Genomic DNA, 20,590 nt, shown 5'->3' with positions numbered 1-20,590 from the left:
TGGCTTAGGATGCTATGCGACTCAGTAACTGTTCTACTTGCTGACGTTGTTCCGTAGAGTAATTTGGTTCTTGTTCAACCAAAATTTCACGTGCAGCTTCGAAAGCGCCAAGTTGAATGTATTGCTCAGCCAATTCAAGGTTTAAGTGTATTTCATTGACTTCGTTCAGTTGAGGGAAAGACTGCACCAGAGGATCGCTTTGATCTGTCGTATTGGCAGGTGCAGTAGACTCTAGACTAAAACTGAGGTTTGGCGTAACAACTGCTGGTGTTTCTTCTACTATTGCTTCACTTGGGCTCACCGTATCAAAAGAAAAAGCAGGGATATCTTTTGCAGCTTCGGCTGTGGATTCGCTTGAAAAATCAAATTTAAATTCAGGACGTTCATCCGCAGCAGGCAGTGAAATTTCTGCTTCTGGCGTTGTTGTCGGCGCTGTGTCGAGATTGAACGAAAAATCTAAAGGTTGGATGTCGGCTGCAGCAGTTTCTGCTGGTTGAATAGGCGTGCTTTCTAAAGAAAGTGAACCGAAATCGAGCGGTTTAAGTTCTTCAGCAGATTTGGTTGGTTCTGCTGTTGGTGTATTTAAACTAGAGATATCAAATTCTAAGCTTTGAACTTCGATGCTTGGTTCAGGTTGAGCAGGTGTTGTGGTCGTAAATGCTGAGGTATCAAAATCAAGCGGTTTAATGTCTTGAACAGGTTCAACAACAGAAGCCTGCACAGGAGCGGGAGCAGGATTATTTGATGACATCAGGGCATCAAAGTCAGCAGTATTGGTTGCTTCTACAGGTTTTGGTGCAGATGGTGCAATTTCAGTTGGTTTAAACTCAATCGTGTCACGGCTATTTTGATGTAATTGATCGTAATCCGATTTTTTTGCTTCTGCTTGCGCCAAAATATCATCCAGTTCTAAAGAACGTAAATGATTCAGCAATTGGCTAATGGCAAACTCATCTTTTTGGAGCAAGTGAATATCGAGCAGCAGTAAATATAATTCGTGTTGTGAATTGTCTTTATTTAGGGCTTGGTTGATTTGTGCTTCAGCTGAGAAGAAATTGCGGTCGCGAATTTGACCTTCAATTTTATTACGTAGATCTGTAGCGAGTGGTGTCGTGGCTTTTTTAGCGACAACATCTTCAACGACTTGAGTTTGTTGTGGGGATTTTTTAGACGAAGCTGTTTTTTTGGCTTTGCTTTTTGCAGCAACCGCTTTTTGAGTTTTTGGTTCTGCTTCTTTACTCGCCTCACGCTTTTTTAAGACTATGGCAACAACCAATAGTAAGATAAATGGAATCACATAAATAAGCATGTTTTACCCCTTTTGAACTTGTCTTTGTGCAAGTTCATCCAAAATCAAATAATCAAAATAACACTTTAGTGTGTTGGCTTTTTCTCAGTTTGTTGTGCTTTCAATTGTTGTTGCAATTGTGCAAGACGAGTGTTTAGTAATTGAATTCTCTGATCTTTCTGATTAAGTGCCACTTCTAATTGTGTTACGTTTCTCTGTAATTTAACGGTTTTTTCACGGGATGTCATAACTTTTAATGACAACTCGTTTGATGTTTGATTCTTTTCTGTCGACTTCTTGGCAGAACCGTGGCCTGAATCTTGCTCTTTCTCTGCAACCAAACTCATCTCGGCTTGATTGAGGCGGTATTTCGCCTTGCCGGATTGCTGTGAGCTTTGTTTTGGAAGTGATGAAACGGAGACTTTTTGCTCTGATTTGGCTGTTTGCAGACCCGTTAAATTGAGGTTAGCACCACGACGTAAGCGGTTTACGTCACCTTGAATAAAGGCATGTTCATTTTTAGCTTTAATTTGTTGCATGACTTCACCGACAGGACGGTTTTCTTCAGCAGCAATACGCGATGCAATACCCCATAGAGATTCATTCGACCGAACAACATGGGCACTTTGAGGTGCGGCTTGGCGTGCAGTAGTTACAGGGGCAGCAGGTGTTGTTTTTGCTGTCGATGGAATAGTTTGTGGGTTGGCCTGTGCAGAAATTGGTGCATCTGATTTTTGGACTGAATCGGCATACTTTTGCACCAACGGATCTGCTGATTTTTTTGCTTGCGTAATAGGTTCAACACGTGGAGCTGAAGTTTGAGCCGCTGCTGCAATTTGTGCAGAGGCTACTGAAATAACTTGTGTTGGTGCTGCAATAGCGGTCGCACTCATGCTTGGTGGGGTATGGTTATTGAGTTTGAGTGGTGTTGTATTTGTCATCGGCGCAGCTGTTGTTTTTAAGCTATTGAATTGTGTGCTGACAGGTAAGTTTAGCGCAATATCTTTTTCGTTGACAATCACCACCGGTTTTAAGGCTTTTTCATTATTATTCGTACGGGCTTGAAGTGCTGTCGAGCGTTTATTGGCTGTTTTAATATGCTGTAGCCGTGCCGCATTGCCTTCTTTGATTTTGACGACAATGTTCAGTTCTGCTTCCGTTAAAGGACGTGAAGAGGTAATTGTAATCACACCTGTACTGGCGCTGGTACGACGGGTAAAAAAGTTCAGATTACTGGGCGGTTGATGCATGACACCAAGAGACATCAAATCTTCTGCGCTGGCTAGACTGGCTTGAATCGGAGCATTCGGATCGGCATCGTGAAAGTTCAATTCTGCATACAACAGTTCCCCAGGCGCAGACTGAATTTGAATAGGATCAACAGTGATCGCATTCACATTTTGCGAAGCAATAATGGCTAAAATGGCTATCTTTAATTTGTTATTTACGGTCATCTTAATCTTTAGCTCGGTCACAGATCGCAAAGCGAAAATTATAGATTAGCGAGTTGTGTGTTATTTGTAAAACGTTAACATCAGGGTTACAAAAAAAAGCCGATCAAGTGTGATCGGCTTAATACTTTAGCGGGTAAATGCTTAAGTATTTTTGTAGTCAATCAGGATACGGAGCATACGACGTAAGGGTTCCGCAGCACCCCAAAGCAATTGATCACCGACAGTAAAAGCACCTAAGTACTCTTTGCCCATATTCAATTTGCGTAGACGACCAACAGGAACTGTTAATGTACCCGTTACAGCCACAGGTGTTAAGTCCGTCATAGACGCTTCACGGGTATTTGGAACCACTTTTGCCCATTGGTTTGCGCTACGTAACATATCTTCGATTTCATCAAGAGGCACGTCTTTCTTCAGCTTTAATGTTAAAGCTTGAGAGTGACAACGCATCGCACCAATACGCACACAATGACCGTCAATCGGAACGATTTGCTGGTTGCCCAAGATCTTGTTGGTTTCAACTTGACCTTTCCATTCTTCTTTCGACTGACCGCTGTCTAATTGTTTGTCGATATAAGGAATGAGTGAGCCTGCTAATGGCACGCCAAAGTTTGCTGAAGGGAAACCTTCGCCACGTTGTAATTCCGCAATTTTAGAGTCGATATCTAGAATTGGAGAGCGTGGGTCATCTAACAAATCTTTGGTGTTGTTGTACAAATAGCCCATACCAGAGATGAGTTCACGCATATTTTGCGCACCAGCACCCGATGCTGCTTGATAAGTCATCGAGGTTGCCCATTCCACTAAATTGTTTTGGAATAAACCGCCTAAGCCCATCAGCATCAGTGAAACTGTACAGTTACCGCCCACGAATGTTTTGGTACCGTTCACTAAACCATCTTTAATCACGTTCATGTTGACAGGGTCAAGTACGATGATGGCTTCATCTTCCATACGAAGTGTAGATGCCGCATCAATCCAATAGCCTGTCCAGTTTTCTGCTTTGAGCTTCGGGAAAACTTCTGAGGTATAGTCGCCGCCTTGGCAGGTAATAATGACATCCATTTGCTTCAGACTGTTAATGTCTGATGCATCCATAAGTGCTGGGGCAGTTTTACCGCCAAACGCAGGCGCTTCACCGCCTGCATTACTGGTAGAGAAATAAAATGGCTCAAAATGAGCAAAATCATTCTCTTCAACCATACGTTGCATTAGGACGGAACCAACCATCCCGCGCCAACCGACCAGACCTACTTTCATGTCACTTTGCCTCGGTGCGTTAAAAATTAAAAGGGGATTCGAGTGTATCAAAAGAGCGCTTAACTGCAAGCACTACACAATGAAAACAGCAATTATATTGTGCAATATATCTTGTTTATGTTACATGCAAAATTGATATTAATTTATGAATCTACAAAAAATTAAGAATATAAGAGTGGCTATCTATGATCTGGGTTGAGTTGCTGGCATGTGTTGTGATTTGGTTAAGCTTCTGGTCACTGATTCCACGAGATGAATGGTGGTTTCGAGGCGCAGATTTTCCACGCTTACAGATTTTGGCATTGGGATTGATTGCATTTATCTTGATGTTGATTTGGGATGCACCTTGGAATTGGGTGCGTGAAGTCATTTTGCTGGGGTTAATTGCGGCAGTGTCGTACCAACTCAAAATGGTGTTGCCTTATACCTTTGTATGGAAAAAGCAGGTGAAAACGGTTGCTAAAACAGAGTTACAGCCAGAACGTCAGATTTCTTTAATTGTGTCGAATGTACTAACGCCCAATACTCAATATCACTTATTGCTGCAACAGATTCATCAGCATCAACCGGACTTGATTTTGACTTTAGAGTCGGATGCACATTGGGAACAAGCCTTGAGTGAACTGGAAGATGACTATCCCTATCGGGTTGCAGTGCCTTTGGATAATCTGTATGGCATGCATTTGTACAGTCGTTTAGCGCTTAAAGATATTGAAGTTAAGTTTATTTTGAGCGATGAAATTCCTTCGATTCATGCCACAGTCATATTAAGGTCAGGACAACCAGTACAACTGTACTGCTTACACCCGAAACCGCCAAGTCCGACCGAAGCCAAAGACTCTACTTTACGTGATGCTGAATTATTGATAGTCGGGGATCAGATTAAAGATTTGGATGAGAGCTGCATTGTGATGGGGGATTTGAATGATGTGGCATGGTCGCGCACGACACGACTTTTTCAACGGATCAGTGGGCTGCTAGACCCCCGAGTCGGACGACATTTTGTCAATACTTTTCATGCAGACTATCCCTTACTGCGCTGGTCACTGGATCATGTTTTTCACAGTACGGATTTTGCCTTAGTTCAGATGCAGCGTTTACCACATATTGGTTCAGATCATTTCCCTGAATATGTGGTGCTTCAAACTGGTCGGGTGTTTGAGCAAGTGCAAGAAGAGCTAGAGCAAACCGAAGCCGATGAGCAAGAAGCGCAGGAGGCGATTGAAGATGGAATTGAGAAAGCGGAACGAGAAGGTAAGCAGGTGACAGATAAAATTGCCAAAGATTACCAGTAAACATATGGGGCGCTCGGATTTCATCAGTGTAGGATATGGCTTACAGGGATTTGGGAATCTGACGAATGGTTAGTCATTTGGTATGCCCGTATTCTAGTCTCATCAGCAGATGGAGCGGGAATGGATCATCCCAGTATGGAAGTTGAAGCTGATGGAAATCATCATGGATATGATGTAGGTATGGAATGCCACCGAATAAAACAAGAATAACGTTGAAAGCACAACCTCATGTACCCGAGTTTTGCAGGACGCAGAACTCGGGTTCTACTTTTTTTAATCAGCCCTTTTTGTTAAGAATAAATCTTGTCATAGCCTGCAGGGCGAGTTTTAAAGCGACGGTGGAACCACATATATTGAGTCGGAGCAATACGGAGTTGATTTTCAATAATTTGATTCACGCGTGTCGCATCATCGACTTCATCTTCACTGGGTAAGTTTTCCACCGCAGGTTCAATCAACACTTTGTATTTTGGGTTTTTAATATCACCATCACGATAAAAATACAGAGGAATGGCTGCGGCTTTGGTCATTTTCAATAAACGACGGTGTGCTGTAACGGTCGCTGCGGGAACGCCAAAAAATGGCGCCATAACACCTTGTTTTAAGCCAAAGTCTTGATCTGGACTATACCAAATGGCATGGCCATTTTTTAAGTTGCGGACCAAACCACGCATGTCATCATGATCAATTTGATGTGCATAAATGGTGGCGCGGCAGCGGTAGATGAGCATATCCAGCAGTGGATTATTTTGTGGGCGATACACCACATCTGGTTCAAAATACTGTGCGCATAGATAACCACCCGCATCGAGCAAAGTAGAGTGGGTTCCTAAAAGCAGTGCGCCTTTACCTTCTGCTTGTGCTTTTTGAATATGTTCTAAACCTTCAATACTGACACGGCCAGTAAACCACTTTGGGCTATACCACGCATTCAGCGTTTCAAATACGCCCAGCATTTGATCGACAAAAACTAAACGGGCATTTTCAAGGACTTCTTGGGCCGACCATTCAGGGAAACACACCTCCAGATTACGAACAGTGGTTTTACGTCGTGACTTCAGATATTTAAAGCTGAGGTTGCCTAAGAGGGTTGCCAGTCGGTGTTGAATTGCCCATGGGAGAATCGCCAATATCATGAGAAAGACGATACCGATCCAAACACCCCAATATTTAGGTTGTAGGAAAGACCACTGAAATTCACCGGGTTGATAGTCTGGCTTTGAACTCATAAATTGCGATAAAGGCTGAAAAAAGAATATTTCGAGTTTAGCATGAAGCAAGAATGAAGATGCAATCTTCGCCATGAAGCTGTTGTACAAGACCTTCTCATATCAAGTTGTGATGGTTTTTATGAGGTGGGTGAAACTGTATTCATGCTCAGTGGAGAACATGGTCTAAACATCTCGCAACATTTGTTTTGTTTTAATTTGGGTGAAATTCACAATACTAAGAAGAAAGATAAGAATAGGAAGATAAAAATGCTAAAAAACATCAGCAGTTGCGGTGTGCTATTTATTGCTTTAACGGGCTGTGTCTATAGTCCATATGATGATTATAATCATTATTATCATGGGTTTGGTTGGACAGGGTATGCACCCTTTCCACTAGAAGACCATCGTCCACCACCTAATGGTCATGGCGGTGGACATCCAGGGGGGCAACATCCTGATCATATCCATCCAGGAGGAGGGCAGCCTGGTGGAGGTGGGTTGCATCCAGGAGGTAGTCATCCAGGTGGTGGTGGAATTCATCTTGGCGGGGGTGGGATACATCCAGGTGGAGGTGCTGGCATACATCCTGGCGGTGGTGGGCATCGTCAGCCGCGTTAAATATAAAAAACTCCGCATTGTGCGGAGTTTTTTTATGGAGCTTACGAAAAATTATTTGGTTAAATTTTCCAGTTCTTCCCAACGTTCCAGTTTTTCCAGCAATAGCTCATCAATTTCAGTCAAACGATTCGACAACGTCATCGCCTTGTCTGCATCTGAAATAAATAATGAACCATCTGCAAGTGAGGCATTGATTTCCGCTTGCTCTTTTTCCAGTGCTTCCATTTCGGCAGGCAGTTGTTCAAGCGCACGTTGATCTTTATAGCTGAGTTTGACTTTTTTAGCAGGTGCTGCGTTCGCTTCAGCTTTCGCCGCTGCTTTTTTCACAGCACTTTTTTGGTCAACCGCAGTTTGGTCTGGTCGCTGTTGTAAGTAATCTTGGTAACCACCAATGTATTCATCGATATTGCCTTTACCATCGAACACCCAAGTTGAGGTGACCACGTTATCCATAAAGGCACGGTCATGCGAAATAAGCAGTAAGGTGCCTTTGTAGTCGGACAACATTTCTTCTAGTAGCTCTAGTGTCACCATATCCAAGTCATTGGTGGGTTCGTCCATCACGATTAAGTTAGATGGCTTAAGTAGTAACTTGGCTAAAAGAATACGGTTACGCTCACCGCCTGAAAGAGCTTTGACTGGTGTACGCGCACGTTCTGGTGAGAACAAGAAATCTTGCAAATAGCTGTAAATGTGACGACGGTTACCATTCACATCGACATGGTCTGAACCTTCTGACACGTTATCTTTGACTGATTTTTCAAGGTCGAGAGCATTACGTAATTGGTCGAAGTAAGCCACTTCCAATTGCGTACCTGTTTTCACAGTACCAGTATGTTCTTGCTCACCCAAAATAGCTTTGATGAGCGTGGTTTTACCCACACCGTTGTCACCGACTAAGCCGATACGGTCACCACGTAATACCAGTGCCGAGAAATCTTTGATGATTGGAGCGCTGTTGCCAAATTGCACAGCTAAGTTTTCAATTTCAAAGACTACTTTACCTGAACGGCTAGCGTCTTGTGTTGCCATGCTGACTTTGCCTTGCTGCGAACGGCGCGCTTTCGACTGTTCACGTAATTCTTTTAAGGCACGTACACGACCTTCGTTACGGGTACGACGCGCTTTAATCCCTTGGCGAATCCACACTTCTTCTTCAGCTAAACGTTTGTCAAACAGTGCATTCTGCTTTTCCTCAGCTTCCATTTGCTGTGCTTTTAGTTCGAGGTAGCGTGAGTAGTTACCCTCGTAACTACGCAAAGTGCCACGGTCAAGCTCTACAATACGAGTTGCAATACTATCTACAAATGAACGGTCATGCGAGATGAACAGTAAAGTTAAATTATTTTGATCAAGTAAAAACTTCTCTAGCCATTCAATACTTTCAACGTCCAAATGGTTGGTTGGTTCGTCTAGCAATAGCACATCGGGTTGGGTAAGAAGCGCACGAGCAAGCAGCACACGACGCTTACGACCACCCGATAAGTCGGCCAAATCGGCATCTGGGTCTAGGCCCATTTTACTTAAAATAGAATTGACTTTGGTTTCTAAAGCCCAGCCATCTAACTGATCTAGTTTGTGTTGCAAGTTACCCATGCGGTCACACGCTTCCATGTCTCCAAGTACACAAGCATCACTAGCTTCATGATAAGCTCTGAGCACATCTGCGGCTTCACCTGCGCCGTCTGCCACGATATCCGCCACTTTGCCCGAGTCCATCGGCACGTCTTGCGCCAACATCGAAATGGTGATGCCATTTTGTAGAGAAACTTCACCAGAATCGGGTAATAGGCTTCCCTCGATCAGTTTAAGTAAAGTAGACTTACCTTCACCATTACGACCAATTAAACACACTCGTTCACCGCGCTCCAATGAAAAGTTCGCGCCGTCAAGCAAGGCAGGTCCACCAAACGCAAGTTGGACATCCCTTAAAGTAATATAGGCCATAATGTTTCCTGAAAAATCTCAAATGAGGACTTGAAGTGTCTAAACAACAAAATATTGATAATCAAGCGCCATTGTCCGCACCCATTGAAGATTTGCAAGTCCGAATTGCATTTTTAGATGATTTAGTTGAACAACTCAATAAACAATTGGTGATTCAAGGGCTGGAAATTGCTGATTTAAAAAAACAAATGCAAATTTTGTATCAACGTGTTGAATCTTCAGATTTGTCCGATGGAATTGCGACATTTGACCCGATGGCTGATCGTCCGCCACATTATTAAGTTCATTTGCTGTCTGGGGCTAAAAAAAGCTGTGATGTGGGTTGTGGATATTGCTGAGTCTTGTCTCTTTTTTTGTTTTACCCAACTCAAAGCTCGATTTGACTGACGAAATCATTTGACCTTTGATGCAGTTCCTACTCTAATACCCGCTTTCTGGTGCATCCCATAAAAACTGTCCTATGACTCAAAAAGTTGTTCTTCTTGACCTTGAAAATAATGTTCCGACGGCCAAATTGTTGCGCGAGATTGTGGAGCATTATCCGACTTTGTATTTGTTTCATTGCCAAGGTCAATTTGAGTATGCATTGCAAGATTTGACGGAACTGGCTGCTTGGATCAGTAGTGGTCAAGTGGTGATTTTAGACACGCCCAAAGCCGAGCAAAAAGAGTTCGAATATGCCGTGGTGGTGGGGCAGTTAATGGCTTTGCTTGAGCCAGAGACGCAGGTTGAAATTATCTCTGCGGTCAATACAACAGAAATACTTTTGGACTTAATGCAATCTTCGGATATTCAGAGCAATTTGATCCTCATTCAGTCTGAAGCGTTACCAAGTCAACGTCATCTTCCCAGTTTAGACAGCATCAAAAATCAGCCTTATTTAAAAATGGTCAAAAAATATTGTGATGCTTTGGGGAAAATGTCAGGTAAGCCGAACACATTGAACGGTCTAAAAAACTCAATAAGTAATATTTTGCAACTCGTACCTGAAAAGACGCAGCGGGTAGTGGGGATGTTGATTAATCTCAAAATCATCAAACGCTATGATGAGCAGATTCGCTTTCGTAAAAAAGTGTTGAAGCAGTGGTTGGCACTGAATTTAGATGAACAAGACCCAATTTCACAGCCACAAAGCATGCAACAAGCGCTACAGCAACTGCAAAAAGACAGTGTCGTGGATAAGCTTGAACCAACTGTAGATACGCAGTCCGCGCAACAAGAGTTGTTTAAAAACTTTGCACAGATTGACCCTGTACAGCTTGAGGTCGCACGAAAACTACGCGAGTTAAAAACCAATAAACCCAAAGATATCTATGCACTACGTGATTTGCTTGAGCAAATGTTTCCGAAGTCAGATGTACGTATGTTACTGAAAGAGTTACTCGATAAAGGCTATATTTACTGGAATGGACATGAAGTTCTATATAGTCATGAAATGTTCTTAAATTAATTTTATCGTTCAAACTTGCGTTTTATATTGTGCTTATGCAACTCTAATAAAGGAATAAAAAGGTTGTGCTATGGAAAATACTGGAATTTGGGTTGTCGGATTTATCATCTTATTCATCCTCGGCTCGATTTTTGGACTTCGTGTAAGTCCAAGAGAAAAAGCTTTAGGTGAAATGCGTGATAAAGCGCGCAAGATGGGTTTACACCCGCGTTTAGTCGCAGCACCTGACTGGACGAAAATACCGATGGCTTCGGAAAACCGTGCCAGCATGGTGGCGTACTACAGTGTACTGATTCCAGAAGCACGCCTACCTTTAATGCGCGCTCGCGTTGTTGATCAACAGCTTGAACTCATTACAGGTGATGACAAGTTTAAACATTTACCCATTGAATTAAAGGGTATTTATGCTATTGATATGCAAGCAAACTGCGTGGGACTCTATTGGGATGAGCATTCTGACTTAAGAGCAACCCAGTTAGATGCCATTAAAGCATATTTACAGTCTTTGGCTGAACTTTAATTTTACAGACCCATTGAAACAGGATTAACGGTTAATATGGCGAAAGCTCCTCGGTCCACATCCAAAAGTACTACAGCAGATTCTCCTGAGGCTGGGAAAAAGCGTGCTTTAGTGATTGTGGAGTCGCCTGCAAAAGCGAAAACAATCAATAAATATTTAGGCTCGAATTACATTGTGAAGTCATCTGTGGGTCACGTGCGTGATTTACCTACAGGTGGTTCTAGTAAGACCGCAGAAAAGAAGCCAGCAACACGAACCAAACTGACCGATGCTCAGAAAGCTGAAAAAGCACAAAATGCACTGGTCAATCGTATGGGGGTTGATCCTGAGCATGACTGGAAAGCACATTATGAAGTGCTTCCTGGCAAAGAGCATGTGGTTGCTGAACTGAAAAAGCTTGCTTCGCAAGTTGACGAGGTCTATCTCGCAACGGACTTGGACCGTGAAGGGGAAGCGATTGCTTGGCATTTAAAAGAAGTGATTGGTGGGGATGACTCACGTTATCAACGTGTGGTGTTCAATGAAATTACCAAAAATGCCATCCAAGATGCATTCAAGCATCCAGCTCGCCTTGATATCGATAAAGTTAATGCGCAACAAGCACGCCGCTTTTTAGACCGCGTCGTCGGCTTTATGATTTCGCCCTTACTTTGGGAAAAAATTGCTCGTGGTTTATCGGCAGGTCGTGTTCAGTCTGTCGCAGTTAAACTGGTGGTTGAGCGTGAGCGTGAAATTCGTGCGTTTATTCCCGAAGAATACTGGCAAGTTTTTGCAGACACTAAGTCGCAGACCGATGAGATTCGTTTAGAAGCCGTCAAACAAGCAGGTAAAGCCTTAAAGCTACGTAATAAAGCCGATACCGATGCTTTACTAAAGCTCATTAAAGACGCAGATTACAAAGTTTCAGCACGTGAAGATAAACCGACCAAGGTGAATCCGAGCGCGCCGTATATCACCTCGACTTTACAACAAGCAGCCAGTACACGTCTGGGTTTTTCTGTGAAGAAAACCATGATGTTGGCGCAGCGTTTGTATGAAGCGGGTTTTATTACCTATATGCGTACCGACTCGACCTTTTTGAGTGACGATGCGGTGAATATGGTACGTCATCATATTGATACCGAGTTTGGTGCGAAATATCTGCCTGCTAAGCCGAACCGCTATGGTAACAAAGCCGGTGCACAAGAAGCCCACGAAGCTATTCGTCCATCGAATGTGGCGTTAAAAGGCGACAGTTTGGTGGGTGTGGAACGTGATGCACAACGTTTGTATGATTTGATCTGGCGTCAATTCGTCGCGTGTCAAATGACACCAGCAGAATACTTGTCATCGACTATTTTAGTGGATGCCAACGGTGTTGAACTTAAAGCCAAAGGTCGCACCTTAGTCTTTGACGGTTTCACTAAAGTCCGTGGTCAAAACAAGTCGGACGATGATGTGTTATTGCCTGCGGTGAAAGTGGGTGAAATCCTGACGCTTGAAAAATTAGATCCATCGCAACACTTTACCAAGCCACCTGCACGTTTTACTGAAGCGTCATTGGTGAAAGAGCTTGAGAAAAAGGGCATTGGTCGACCATCGACCTATGCGGCGATTATCTCGACCATTCAAGACCGTGGTTATGTCAAACTGGAAAACCGTCGTTTATTTGCTGAAAAAATGGGTGAGATTGTTACTGATCGTTTAGATGAAAGTTTCAATAACCTCATGAACTATGACTTTACCGCGGACTTAGAAGGTCAGCTCGATAAAGTGGCTGATGGCGAACGCAATTGGAAAGAATTGCTCGACAGCTTCTATGGCGACTTTAAAAAACGTCTGACCAATGCGCAAGGTGAAGGCGGTATGCGCCGCAATCAACCTGTAGAGGTGGAAGCGGTTCATTGTAAAGAATGTGACCGTCCAATGCAGATTCGTACGGGAACCACAGGTGTCTTCTTAGGGTGTTCGGGCTATAACTTACCGCCGAAAGAGCGTTGTAAAGGCACGTTGAACTTAACACCAGTTGAATCACTTGCCGCACTTTCTGATGATGACGCAGCAGAAACAGCAGATTTGATGTCGAAAAAACGCTGTCCAATCTGTGAAACTGCGATGGACAGCTATGTGATCGATGGTGGTCGTAAGCTACATGTCTGTGGTAATAACCCAGACTGTGCTGGTTTTGAGCTTGAAGAAGGTGAGTTCAAAATCAAAGGTTATGATGGCCCAACCATTCCATGTGACAAGTGTGATGGGGAAATGCAGCTGAAGACGGGTCGTTTTGGTCCTTATTTTGCTTGCTCAAGCTGTGATAACACGCGTAAAGTCTTAAAAAGTGGTCAGCCTGCACCTCCGCGTGTAGACCCGATTAAGATGGAACATTTACGTTCAACTAAGCATGATGACTTTTTTGTATTACGTGATGGGGCGGCTGGTTTATTCTTGGCGGCAAGTAAGTTCCCGAAAGTACGTGAAACACGTGCACCAAAAGTTTCGGAACTTCGTAGTGTTGCCGATCAGCTCGATCCGAAGTATCAGTTTATTTTGCAAGCACCTGATGTTGACCCTGAAGGGAATCCAACTTTGGTGAAATTTAGCCGTAAGAATCAAGCGCAATATATTGGTTCTGAAACGCCTGAAGGTAAGCAAACCAAATGGTCATTGGTGTTCAATGATGGAAAATGGGTTGAAGCTTAAGTTTTAATTGCTTAGAAATAATCAAGAAATGCTCACTTTGGTGGGCATTTTTTATGTCAAAATGATTCTCAAATAATCATAATATTTGGGGTGTATGTGGAAATACAAACAAAAAAATTTGCAGTGCTAATTGATGCTGATAATTCATCTATTAGTGCAATTCCATCAGTACTTGAAGAAGTAGCTAAATATGGTATTGCCAGTGTCAAGCGTGTGTATGGTGATTGGAGCAGCGACACTTTGAAAAATTGGCGTGAGGTTCTCTTACCTCATGCAATCACGCCAGTTCAGCAGTTTGCCTATACAAAAGGTAAAGATGCTACAGATATGATTTTAATTATTGATGCGATGGACTTACTTTATGCTGGGGCCTTGGATGGTTTTTGTATCGTTTCTAGCGATAGTGATTTTACCCCTTTAGCATCTCGTATCCGTGAAAATGGCTTAAGTGTTTATGGATTTGGGAAAAAGAAAACTCCAGAGGCTTTTAAGAAAGCTTGTGATAAATTCATTTATATAGAAAATTTAATTTCAGATAGTGATCTTAAAAATATTGAAGATGAGTTCCTTTCTGAATCTACGGCCAAAAAAATAGTAGAAACCTTGAAAGCAACTGATCAAAAAGCAGCAATCCAACCCAAAGAAAGAATTATTCCAGAAACAGTTGATAGGGCAACCTTAAATTTGATTTATAAAGCAGTTAAAGATAATTCGGATGATAGTGGCTGGGCGTATTTAGGGTTAGTAGGTGGTTATATTAATGCTGTGAAACCTGATTTTGATACCAGAAACTATGGTTTTGATAAATTATCTAGTTTAGTTAAAGCTTTAGGTATTTTTGAGACTAAAATGAATGGAAGCCAAATGTATTTAAGAAAAATGAAAAAGCAGAGCGTCTCTTAATATGTGGAAAAAACTTCGTATTTTAATCTTGCTGCTGATTTTATTGGTGGTCGCTGTGAATGCTTACAGGGATCAGAACCAAGATTGGAACAAGCCCATTATTGTATTACTGCATCCAGTTAATGCAGATGGGCAAGGCACAACTCAGCAATATATACAGCAATTGACGCCTGCGAACTTAAAAGGGGTACAAGGTTATTTAGAGCAGATGTCGGCGACATATCGCGGCCAACCGATTGCGATTTATTTCCAACTTGGGCGCGAACTCAAACAGCTACCGCCGAAAGTGCCTGAGCAGGCAAGTTTATTGGATACGGTCTTGTGGAGTTTAAAGTTCCGTTATTATGCATGGAAAAACCATCAAGGTTCAGATGGTGCACCAACTGTTACTTTGTATTTGAACTATTATGACCCAGCACTGACCAAAGAGCTGAAACACTCGACAGCTTTGCAAAAAGGTCGCATCGGTTCGGTGAATTTATTTGCATCTAACAAGCAAACCGAACAAAACAAAGTCGTGCTTGCACATGAACTTTTACATGCCTTTGGTGCCAGTGATAAATACGACTTAGCCACAGGACAGCCGATGTATCCTGCGGGTTATGCTTATCCAAATCAACAACCACTGTTCCCTCAAGCCAAAGCTGAATTAATGGCCGGGCACATTCCAACCTCACAAACACAGAGTAAAATGCCTGAATCGATTGATGAAACATTGGTGAATGAAATCACTGCGATTGAAATTGGGTGGAAAAAGTAACTGTGGATAATGCTGTGTTTATCCACAGCATGGATTGATTGTGTGGATAAACACAAGCCTACAAGTTCGCTGCAAAACATGTTAAAACTAAGTGAACGAAAATCAAACTTGAGAAGAAGATGAAAACAGTCGGTAATGATTTAGTTCGCCATCAACTCCATGAAAATCGTAAATGGTATTTGGGTTTAGGAATTTTACTGGTGTTGTTTGGTTTCGTTCTTTTGGCCGCTTTGCCTTTTGCCACCTTATCCGTAGTGTTTATCTTTGGCGTGCTGATGATGATAGGTGGTGTTCTACACTTCATCGCAGCCTTTAAAATTTTTGAGGGTGGCTTTCGCTGGTTATGGGCACTGTTTGGTGTGTTGTATTTGGTTGCGGGGTATTATGCATTTAGCACACCTGTGAAAACAGCCATTGTTTTGACCAGTGTTTTGGCGGTTTTCCTGATTATTGCAGGGGTCATTCGTATCTTTAATGCAATCTTATTTCGAGCATTCCAAGGTTGGGCCTGGACACTTTTTTCTGGTGTTTTAACCCTGCTGGCGGGCATTATGATTTTAACCACACCAGATGCTCCATTTTGGGTGCTGGGCTTATTCCTTGCTTTTGATATTTTATTCCAAGGGATTAATTATCTGACTCTAGCGGCAGCCATTAAGCAGATTCCACCAGCAAGCCAATCTGAATAAAGCATGATTAAAAAATAAAGGGAGCCTCATGCAGGCTCCCTTTTTTCGTGTGCTTTATATCATGTGTAAAGCTGAATGGCAGGCTTATGGATTGACGGCATATTGACTTGAAATCGCAATACGATTCCACGTGTTAATCACAATCGCGATCCATTCAATAGCGGCAACTTCTGCATCGGATAAGGTTTTTGCTGCTTCTTGATACGCCGAATCGGGGAAATGCTGCTGGGCAATGAGTGTAATTTCTTCAATTAAAATTAGCGCAGCGCGTTCTTTTTCGGAAAAATATCCATTTTCTTGCCATGCACTGATGAGGGCAATCCGTTCGATTGATTCACCTGCTTTCATGGCATCTTGTGTATGCATACGCACACAGAACGCGCATTGGTTAATCTGTGAGGCTCTTAGTTTCAGCAAGTGTGAAAACCCAATCTCAAGACCTGCTTGTTGGACTTTTTGCATGGATAAATTTTCGAGTTCTAATACTGTTTTATACAGTTCAGGTGCGGCTTTTCCCAAATTGATACGTTGCATACATCACCTATTTTTTTTAAGAGCGTTGAATGTTTAGTGATGATTTTATCGGCTAATTGATTTGCACTTTGTTTAATTTATGCATTAAAACCAAATGAACTAAGGTGGTCGTTTTGGTGACAGCACAGTAAAGCTCTTCTATGTTTAAAATTAAAAAATCATTGAGGCTATTTTAACTTTATCGAAATGTACTCAACTTCAATGATAACGAACTGTGCCAAGGACAATGAAAAGAGAAAAATGCGGGCGGGAAATTTATCAATCGTGTTATTAATAAATTAAATTTTCTAAAAAATGATGGATGATGACAACTTTTATTTTAGCGCCTGATTCTTTTAAAGAAAGTATGACAGCAGAACAGGCTTGTGTGGCGATGCAGCGCGGGATTCAAAATATAATCCCTGATACTGTATGTATACATGTACCCATGGCCGATGGCGGCGAAGGCACAGTCGATGCTTTATTAACATCTTTAGCAGGCCAAAAAGTCGAATGTGAAGTAACGGGGCCCTTGCCATCACAACGAGTGAAAACGTATTGGGGCTTATTTGATGGCGGGCAAACGGCTGTTATTCTAATGGTATTCATCTGCTTGAGCCCGCACAGCGAAATCCATTGCTGACTACGACTTTGGGAACGGGGCAAATGATTCGGCATGCATTGGATCTAGGCGTGTCCAAAATTATTTTGGCACTTGGAGGCAGTGTCACCAATGATGCAGGCAGTGGCATGGCACAAGCACTTGGAATAAGGTTTTTAGATGCACAAGGGCGGGACGTGCCCGTTGGTGGTGGTCATTTACGAGATATTGAACAGATCGATATGCAGGCTTTAGACCCACGCTTGCAAAAGATTCAAGTTTTGATTGCCTCCGATGTCACTAATCCGCTGTGTGGCATGCAAGGCGCTTCGTATGTGTTTGGTCCGCAAAAAGGGGCGAGTGCAGAGATGGTTGAGCAGTTAGATCAAAGTTTGAGTCACTTTGCGGATGTGGTGGAAACACAACTTAATCTACAGATACGGAATGTCGCAGGGGCAGGCGCCGCAGGTGGGTTAGGGTTTGGTTTGATGGCTTTTACAGGCGCTAAGCTCCAGTCTGGCGCGAAGTGGGTGATTGAGCAAACTCAACTGGCGGAGAAAATAAAGCAAGCCGATTATGTTTTCACGGGTGAAGGCAGTATCGACTTCCAAACCAAGTTTGGCAAAACGCCGTGGGCGGTGGCTCAGTTAGCCAAGCAGTTGAATAAACCAGTGATTGCCTTTGCTGGACATGTCGGGGAGGATATTGAGGCATTATTTGATGAAGGGTTTAGTCAAATTGTTTCGATTAATGAACCTGACTGCGATTTAGCAACAGCATTGAAAAATGCAGAACAGAATTTGCAAAACAGTTGTGAGGATATCACTCGACTTTTGCTTTTAAATCATACTGAGCAAGCTTAATTTTAAATATTTGAGGCAGCAAGCGATTCGAGCATGAGGTCTTAGCCCTAGATTTGAAGGTGTATTTTAGATAGAAATGGATAATCATTGCTGGAGCCTCATATTGACGTCATAGATTTGTTAGACTAGTAGCATCCACGAATTGATGAGTGATTATGAGTTTAGCCAGCCTAATTGATGAATTAAACCCGCAACAAAAACAAGCTGCCACGACTGAGTCGCAACACAGTCTGGTGCTCGCAGGGGCTGGCTGTGGCAAGACGAAAACCATTGTGGCACGAGCGGCGTACCTAATTGATCAAGGGATTCCTGCCAACCAAATTCAGATTTTAACCTTTACCCGTCGTTCAGCCAGTGAGATCGTGGCGCGAGTGGAGCTGGCTTTAGGTGAGCAGGCAAAAGGGCTGCGTGCTTCTACTTTTCATACTTTTTGTATGTATCTGCTGCGCCGTGTACCGAAAGCCTTTGGTTTAGAGCAGTTTTCAATTATTGATCGTGATGATCAGCTGATGATGTTCCGCCTGATTCGTGGGAAAGATGATAAGAAAAATCCCAATCAGCTGCCTAAACCGCAAGAACTGTGTGATCTGTATTCTTTTGCACGAAATACGCGTCAGAAGCTGAGTGATGCCTTAGAAAAACAGCATCCTGAGCATTTGGCTTTTAAAGATCAAATTGCGGAAATCATGAAAGAGTACGAGACACGTAAGCGTGCCCGTAGCTTTTTAGATTATGACGATATTCTTGCGATCGTGGCCTCAGCACTCGACCAGTCAGACGGTTTAGCCGACTATGTGGCATCGCTCTGCAAACACATGCTGGTCGATGAAATGCAGGACACCAACCCTTTGCAGTGGGCCTTGCTTGAGCCCCTTAAAGACAAAGTGAGCCTGTTCTGCGTGGGTGATGATGCACAGTCGATTTATGGTTTCCGTGGGGCAGATTTTGAAAATATTCACCATTTTAAAGACCGTGTGCCGAATGCTCAGGTGTTTAAATTGGAGCAAAACTATCGTTCAACCCAAGAAATTTTAGACCTTTCAAATTGGCTGCTCGATCAATCTGAGATTCAATATAACAAACGCCTAGATGCTCATCGGGGTGAGGGCGTGAAGCCTCGCATGCACATTTTCCCAAATGAGTTTGATGAAGCAAAATGGATTGCGATCGACATTAAAGAGCGCCATTACTTACAAGGCAGTATATGGTCGGATCATATGGTTTTGGTCCGTTCTAGCTTTGCAGCACGGCATATTGAGGCAGCATGTATTGCAGCCAATGTCCCCTATCGCTTTATTGGGGGCATGAAACTGCTTGAAACCGCGCATGTGAAAGATTTACTGAGCTTGTTGCGCGTGATTGCCAATCCTCTGGATGATATTGCATGGATGCGTTTTCTTACCTTGTGGAATGGGGTGGGAGATGTCGGTGCAAGCCGTCTTGCTCAGCAACTTTTACTGGAGCCTGAGTTTGATTTGATTTTTGATAAATTAGAAAAATTTGGACGGATTCCTGCTGAAACTGTGCTGATCATGAAGCAAATGACGGTACTGAAACAGGAAGTACAGGCTTGCGTCGGTTTAGGTATTCAAGCGATTGAAGCACAATTGGCTGAAAATTATAAAAAAGACTGGAACCGACGCCAAGGTGACTTTGAGCTGGTGAAGCAATTGGCTTCTAAACATACCCAATTGAGTGAGTTTCTAGAGGAATATGTGCTTGATCCTGTGTCGATTTCTGAAATCGAACGCCAGTCCGATAGTGATGTCGTCACCCTGATTACCATTCACTCGGCCAAAGGCACAGAGCAAAAGGTCTGTTATGTCGTCAATGTCACCCCAGGGCAATATCCACATGCACGTGCCCAAGGTGATTTTAGTGATGTCGAAGAAGAGCGTCGGGTCTTATATGTGGCACTGACCCGTGCTCAGAATGAGCTGATTTTAACCAAGCAAAATTTAAGTCTATGGGCACGAGACGTGATTGATGAGCAAGGGCGTAAAGTTGAAAGCTACTTTTTAAATGATCTGACCCGAAATTTGTGTAGCATGGAAACCCATCATAAGCCTCGTCAGCAAACGGTAAAGAGTGCTTTAATTGAGCGCCAATCGATTAATTTAGATTTTGGGATTAATCTCGATTAAACTAAACAGATTACATTGTGGTATTTGTTGTGCAATGTTCAGAAAGTAGCGTAGGCGATTGCTTTTTGATGATTTTGCCTATTTTTGAAGGTTGTAAGATGAAAATTTTAGTTCGTAATTTAGAGCGTACAGTGGCTGAAGCTGAACTGCTTGAATTATTTAAGCAATATGGCACAGTTGCATCATGTAATTTAATCCTTGATGCAGCAACAGGTAAATCGAAAGGTTTTGCTTTTGTTGAAATGCCGCATGCACGTGAAGCGATTAAAGCCATTAAAGGTCTTAATACACTACGTTTACATGGCACTGGTATTCGCGTCAAACAGGCGGAAGATAAGCCTGAGAAGCCAGAAGCATAAGTAAAAAAGGAGCAATGGATGCTCCTTTTTTATGGG

The 20,590-nt window shown here is 42.8% G+C and carries 17 protein-coding genes and 1 pseudogene; 12 read left to right on the top strand and 6 right to left on the bottom strand.

Translation table 11 applies throughout. From position 1 onward, the window contains the following. Positions 1–4: 4 nt before the first annotated feature. The 3 genes from HYI04_RS07865 to asd all read right to left on the bottom strand — a co-directional run bounded on the left by HYI04_RS07865 (position 5) and on the right by asd (position 4,002). Positions 5–1,309: a hypothetical protein gene (locus HYI04_RS07865; RefSeq protein ID WP_159153391.1), complete on the bottom strand. Its 1,305-nt coding sequence runs from the start codon at positions 1,307–1,309 to the stop codon at positions 5–7. A gap of 65 nt (positions 1,310–1,374) precedes the next feature. Then, a complete protein-coding gene (locus tag HYI04_RS07860) occupies positions 1,375–2,742 on the bottom strand; it encodes a FimV family protein (RefSeq protein ID WP_178896051.1) in 1,368 nt (455 codons plus the stop codon). A gap of 141 nt (positions 2,743–2,883) precedes the next feature. Then, positions 2,884–4,002, bottom strand: coding sequence for an aspartate-semialdehyde dehydrogenase (gene asd, locus HYI04_RS07855; protein WP_004692521.1), 1,119 nt, complete (start codon positions 4,000–4,002; stop codon positions 2,884–2,886). Between the two features lie 185 nt (positions 4,003–4,187). On the opposite strand from asd, the gene HYI04_RS07850 reads away from it, so the two are divergent. Continuing rightward, positions 4,188–5,297 (top strand): endonuclease/exonuclease/phosphatase family protein, encoded by a 1,110-nt coding sequence (locus HYI04_RS07850; protein WP_178896050.1) that lies wholly within the window; start codon positions 4,188–4,190, stop codon positions 5,295–5,297. Between the two features lie 290 nt (positions 5,298–5,587). Here the strand turns inward: HYI04_RS07850 and HYI04_RS07845 are convergent, their stop codons facing one another. Further along, positions 5,588–6,526 carry a lauroyl acyltransferase gene (locus tag HYI04_RS07845; RefSeq protein ID WP_178896054.1) on the bottom strand — a complete coding sequence of 313 codons (939 nt, stop codon included), beginning with the start codon at positions 6,524–6,526 and terminating at the stop codon, positions 5,588–5,590. A 249-nt stretch (positions 6,527–6,775) separates the two neighbouring features. On the opposite strand from HYI04_RS07845, the gene HYI04_RS07840 reads away from it, so the two are divergent. Continuing rightward, positions 6,776–7,126 (top strand): hypothetical protein, encoded by a 351-nt coding sequence (locus tag HYI04_RS07840; RefSeq protein ID WP_159153388.1) that lies wholly within the window; start codon positions 6,776–6,778, stop codon positions 7,124–7,126. A 51-nt stretch (positions 7,127–7,177) separates the two neighbouring features. On the opposite strand, the gene HYI04_RS07835 is transcribed toward HYI04_RS07840, so the two are convergent. Then, positions 7,178–9,073, bottom strand: coding sequence for an ATP-binding cassette domain-containing protein (locus tag HYI04_RS07835; protein ID WP_159153387.1), 1,896 nt, complete (start codon positions 9,071–9,073; stop codon positions 7,178–7,180). A 35-nt stretch (positions 9,074–9,108) separates the two neighbouring features. Between HYI04_RS07835 and HYI04_RS07830 the strand changes: the two genes are divergently transcribed. From HYI04_RS07830 to HYI04_RS07800, 7 genes are all read left to right on the top strand, one after another. Beyond that, positions 9,109–9,354 (top strand): SlyX family protein, encoded by a 246-nt coding sequence (locus HYI04_RS07830; protein WP_159153386.1) that lies wholly within the window; start codon positions 9,109–9,111, stop codon positions 9,352–9,354. 179 nt (positions 9,355–9,533) lie between these two features. Further along, positions 9,534–10,523, top strand: a complete 990-nt coding sequence (locus HYI04_RS07825) for a hypothetical protein (protein ID WP_159153385.1) — start codon at positions 9,534–9,536, stop codon at positions 10,521–10,523. Positions 10,524–10,593: 70 nt separating this feature from the next. Continuing rightward, on the top strand, positions 10,594–11,043 hold the full coding sequence (locus tag HYI04_RS07820) for an ammonium transporter (protein WP_159153384.1): 450 nt from the start codon (positions 10,594–10,596) through the stop codon (positions 11,041–11,043). A 36-nt stretch (positions 11,044–11,079) separates the two neighbouring features. Continuing rightward, a complete protein-coding gene (gene topA / locus HYI04_RS07815; RefSeq protein ID WP_159153383.1) occupies positions 11,080–13,722 on the top strand; it encodes a type I DNA topoisomerase in 2,643 nt (880 codons plus the stop codon). 96 nt (positions 13,723–13,818) lie between these two features. Continuing rightward, the gene (locus HYI04_RS07810; RefSeq protein ID WP_159153382.1) at positions 13,819–14,625 is read left to right on the top strand and encodes an NYN domain-containing protein; all 807 of its coding nucleotides are present in this window, start codon (positions 13,819–13,821) and stop codon (positions 14,623–14,625) included. Position 14,626: 1 nt separating this feature from the next. Beyond that, positions 14,627–15,385, top strand: coding sequence for a hypothetical protein (locus HYI04_RS07805; protein WP_159153381.1), 759 nt, complete (start codon positions 14,627–14,629; stop codon positions 15,383–15,385). Positions 15,386–15,504: 119 nt separating this feature from the next. After that, positions 15,505–16,074 (top strand): HdeD family acid-resistance protein, encoded by a 570-nt coding sequence (locus HYI04_RS07800; protein WP_148826766.1) that lies wholly within the window; start codon positions 15,505–15,507, stop codon positions 16,072–16,074. An 84-nt stretch (positions 16,075–16,158) separates the two neighbouring features. Here the strand turns inward: HYI04_RS07800 and HYI04_RS07795 are convergent, their stop codons facing one another. Further along, positions 16,159–16,608, bottom strand: coding sequence for a carboxymuconolactone decarboxylase family protein (locus tag HYI04_RS07795; RefSeq protein WP_148826765.1), 450 nt, complete (start codon positions 16,606–16,608; stop codon positions 16,159–16,161). Positions 16,609–16,909: 301 nt separating this feature from the next. Here HYI04_RS07795 and HYI04_RS07790 point away from each other — a divergent pair. The 3 genes and pseudogenes from HYI04_RS07790 to HYI04_RS07780 all read left to right on the top strand — a co-directional run bounded on the left by HYI04_RS07790 (position 16,910) and on the right by HYI04_RS07780 (position 20,554). Next, a pseudogene (locus HYI04_RS07790) lies at positions 16,910–18,051 on the top strand (glycerate kinase). Between the two features lie 155 nt (positions 18,052–18,206). Continuing rightward, positions 18,207–20,195, top strand: coding sequence for an ATP-dependent helicase (locus HYI04_RS07785; RefSeq protein ID WP_159153380.1), 1,989 nt, complete (start codon positions 18,207–18,209; stop codon positions 20,193–20,195). Between the two features lie 98 nt (positions 20,196–20,293). Continuing rightward, a complete protein-coding gene (locus tag HYI04_RS07780) occupies positions 20,294–20,554 on the top strand; it encodes an RNA-binding protein (protein ID WP_004692489.1) in 261 nt (86 codons plus the stop codon). Positions 20,555–20,590 lie beyond the last annotated feature (36 nt).

Origin of the sequence: Acinetobacter sp. SwsAc2 (genome assembly GCF_013391465.1) — a bacterium.
Classification (GTDB): Bacteria; Pseudomonadota; Gammaproteobacteria; order Pseudomonadales; family Moraxellaceae; genus Acinetobacter; species Acinetobacter johnsonii.
The sequence above is the reverse complement of the archived record's forward strand: the minus strand, read 5'-3'. Positions and strand labels throughout refer to the sequence as shown.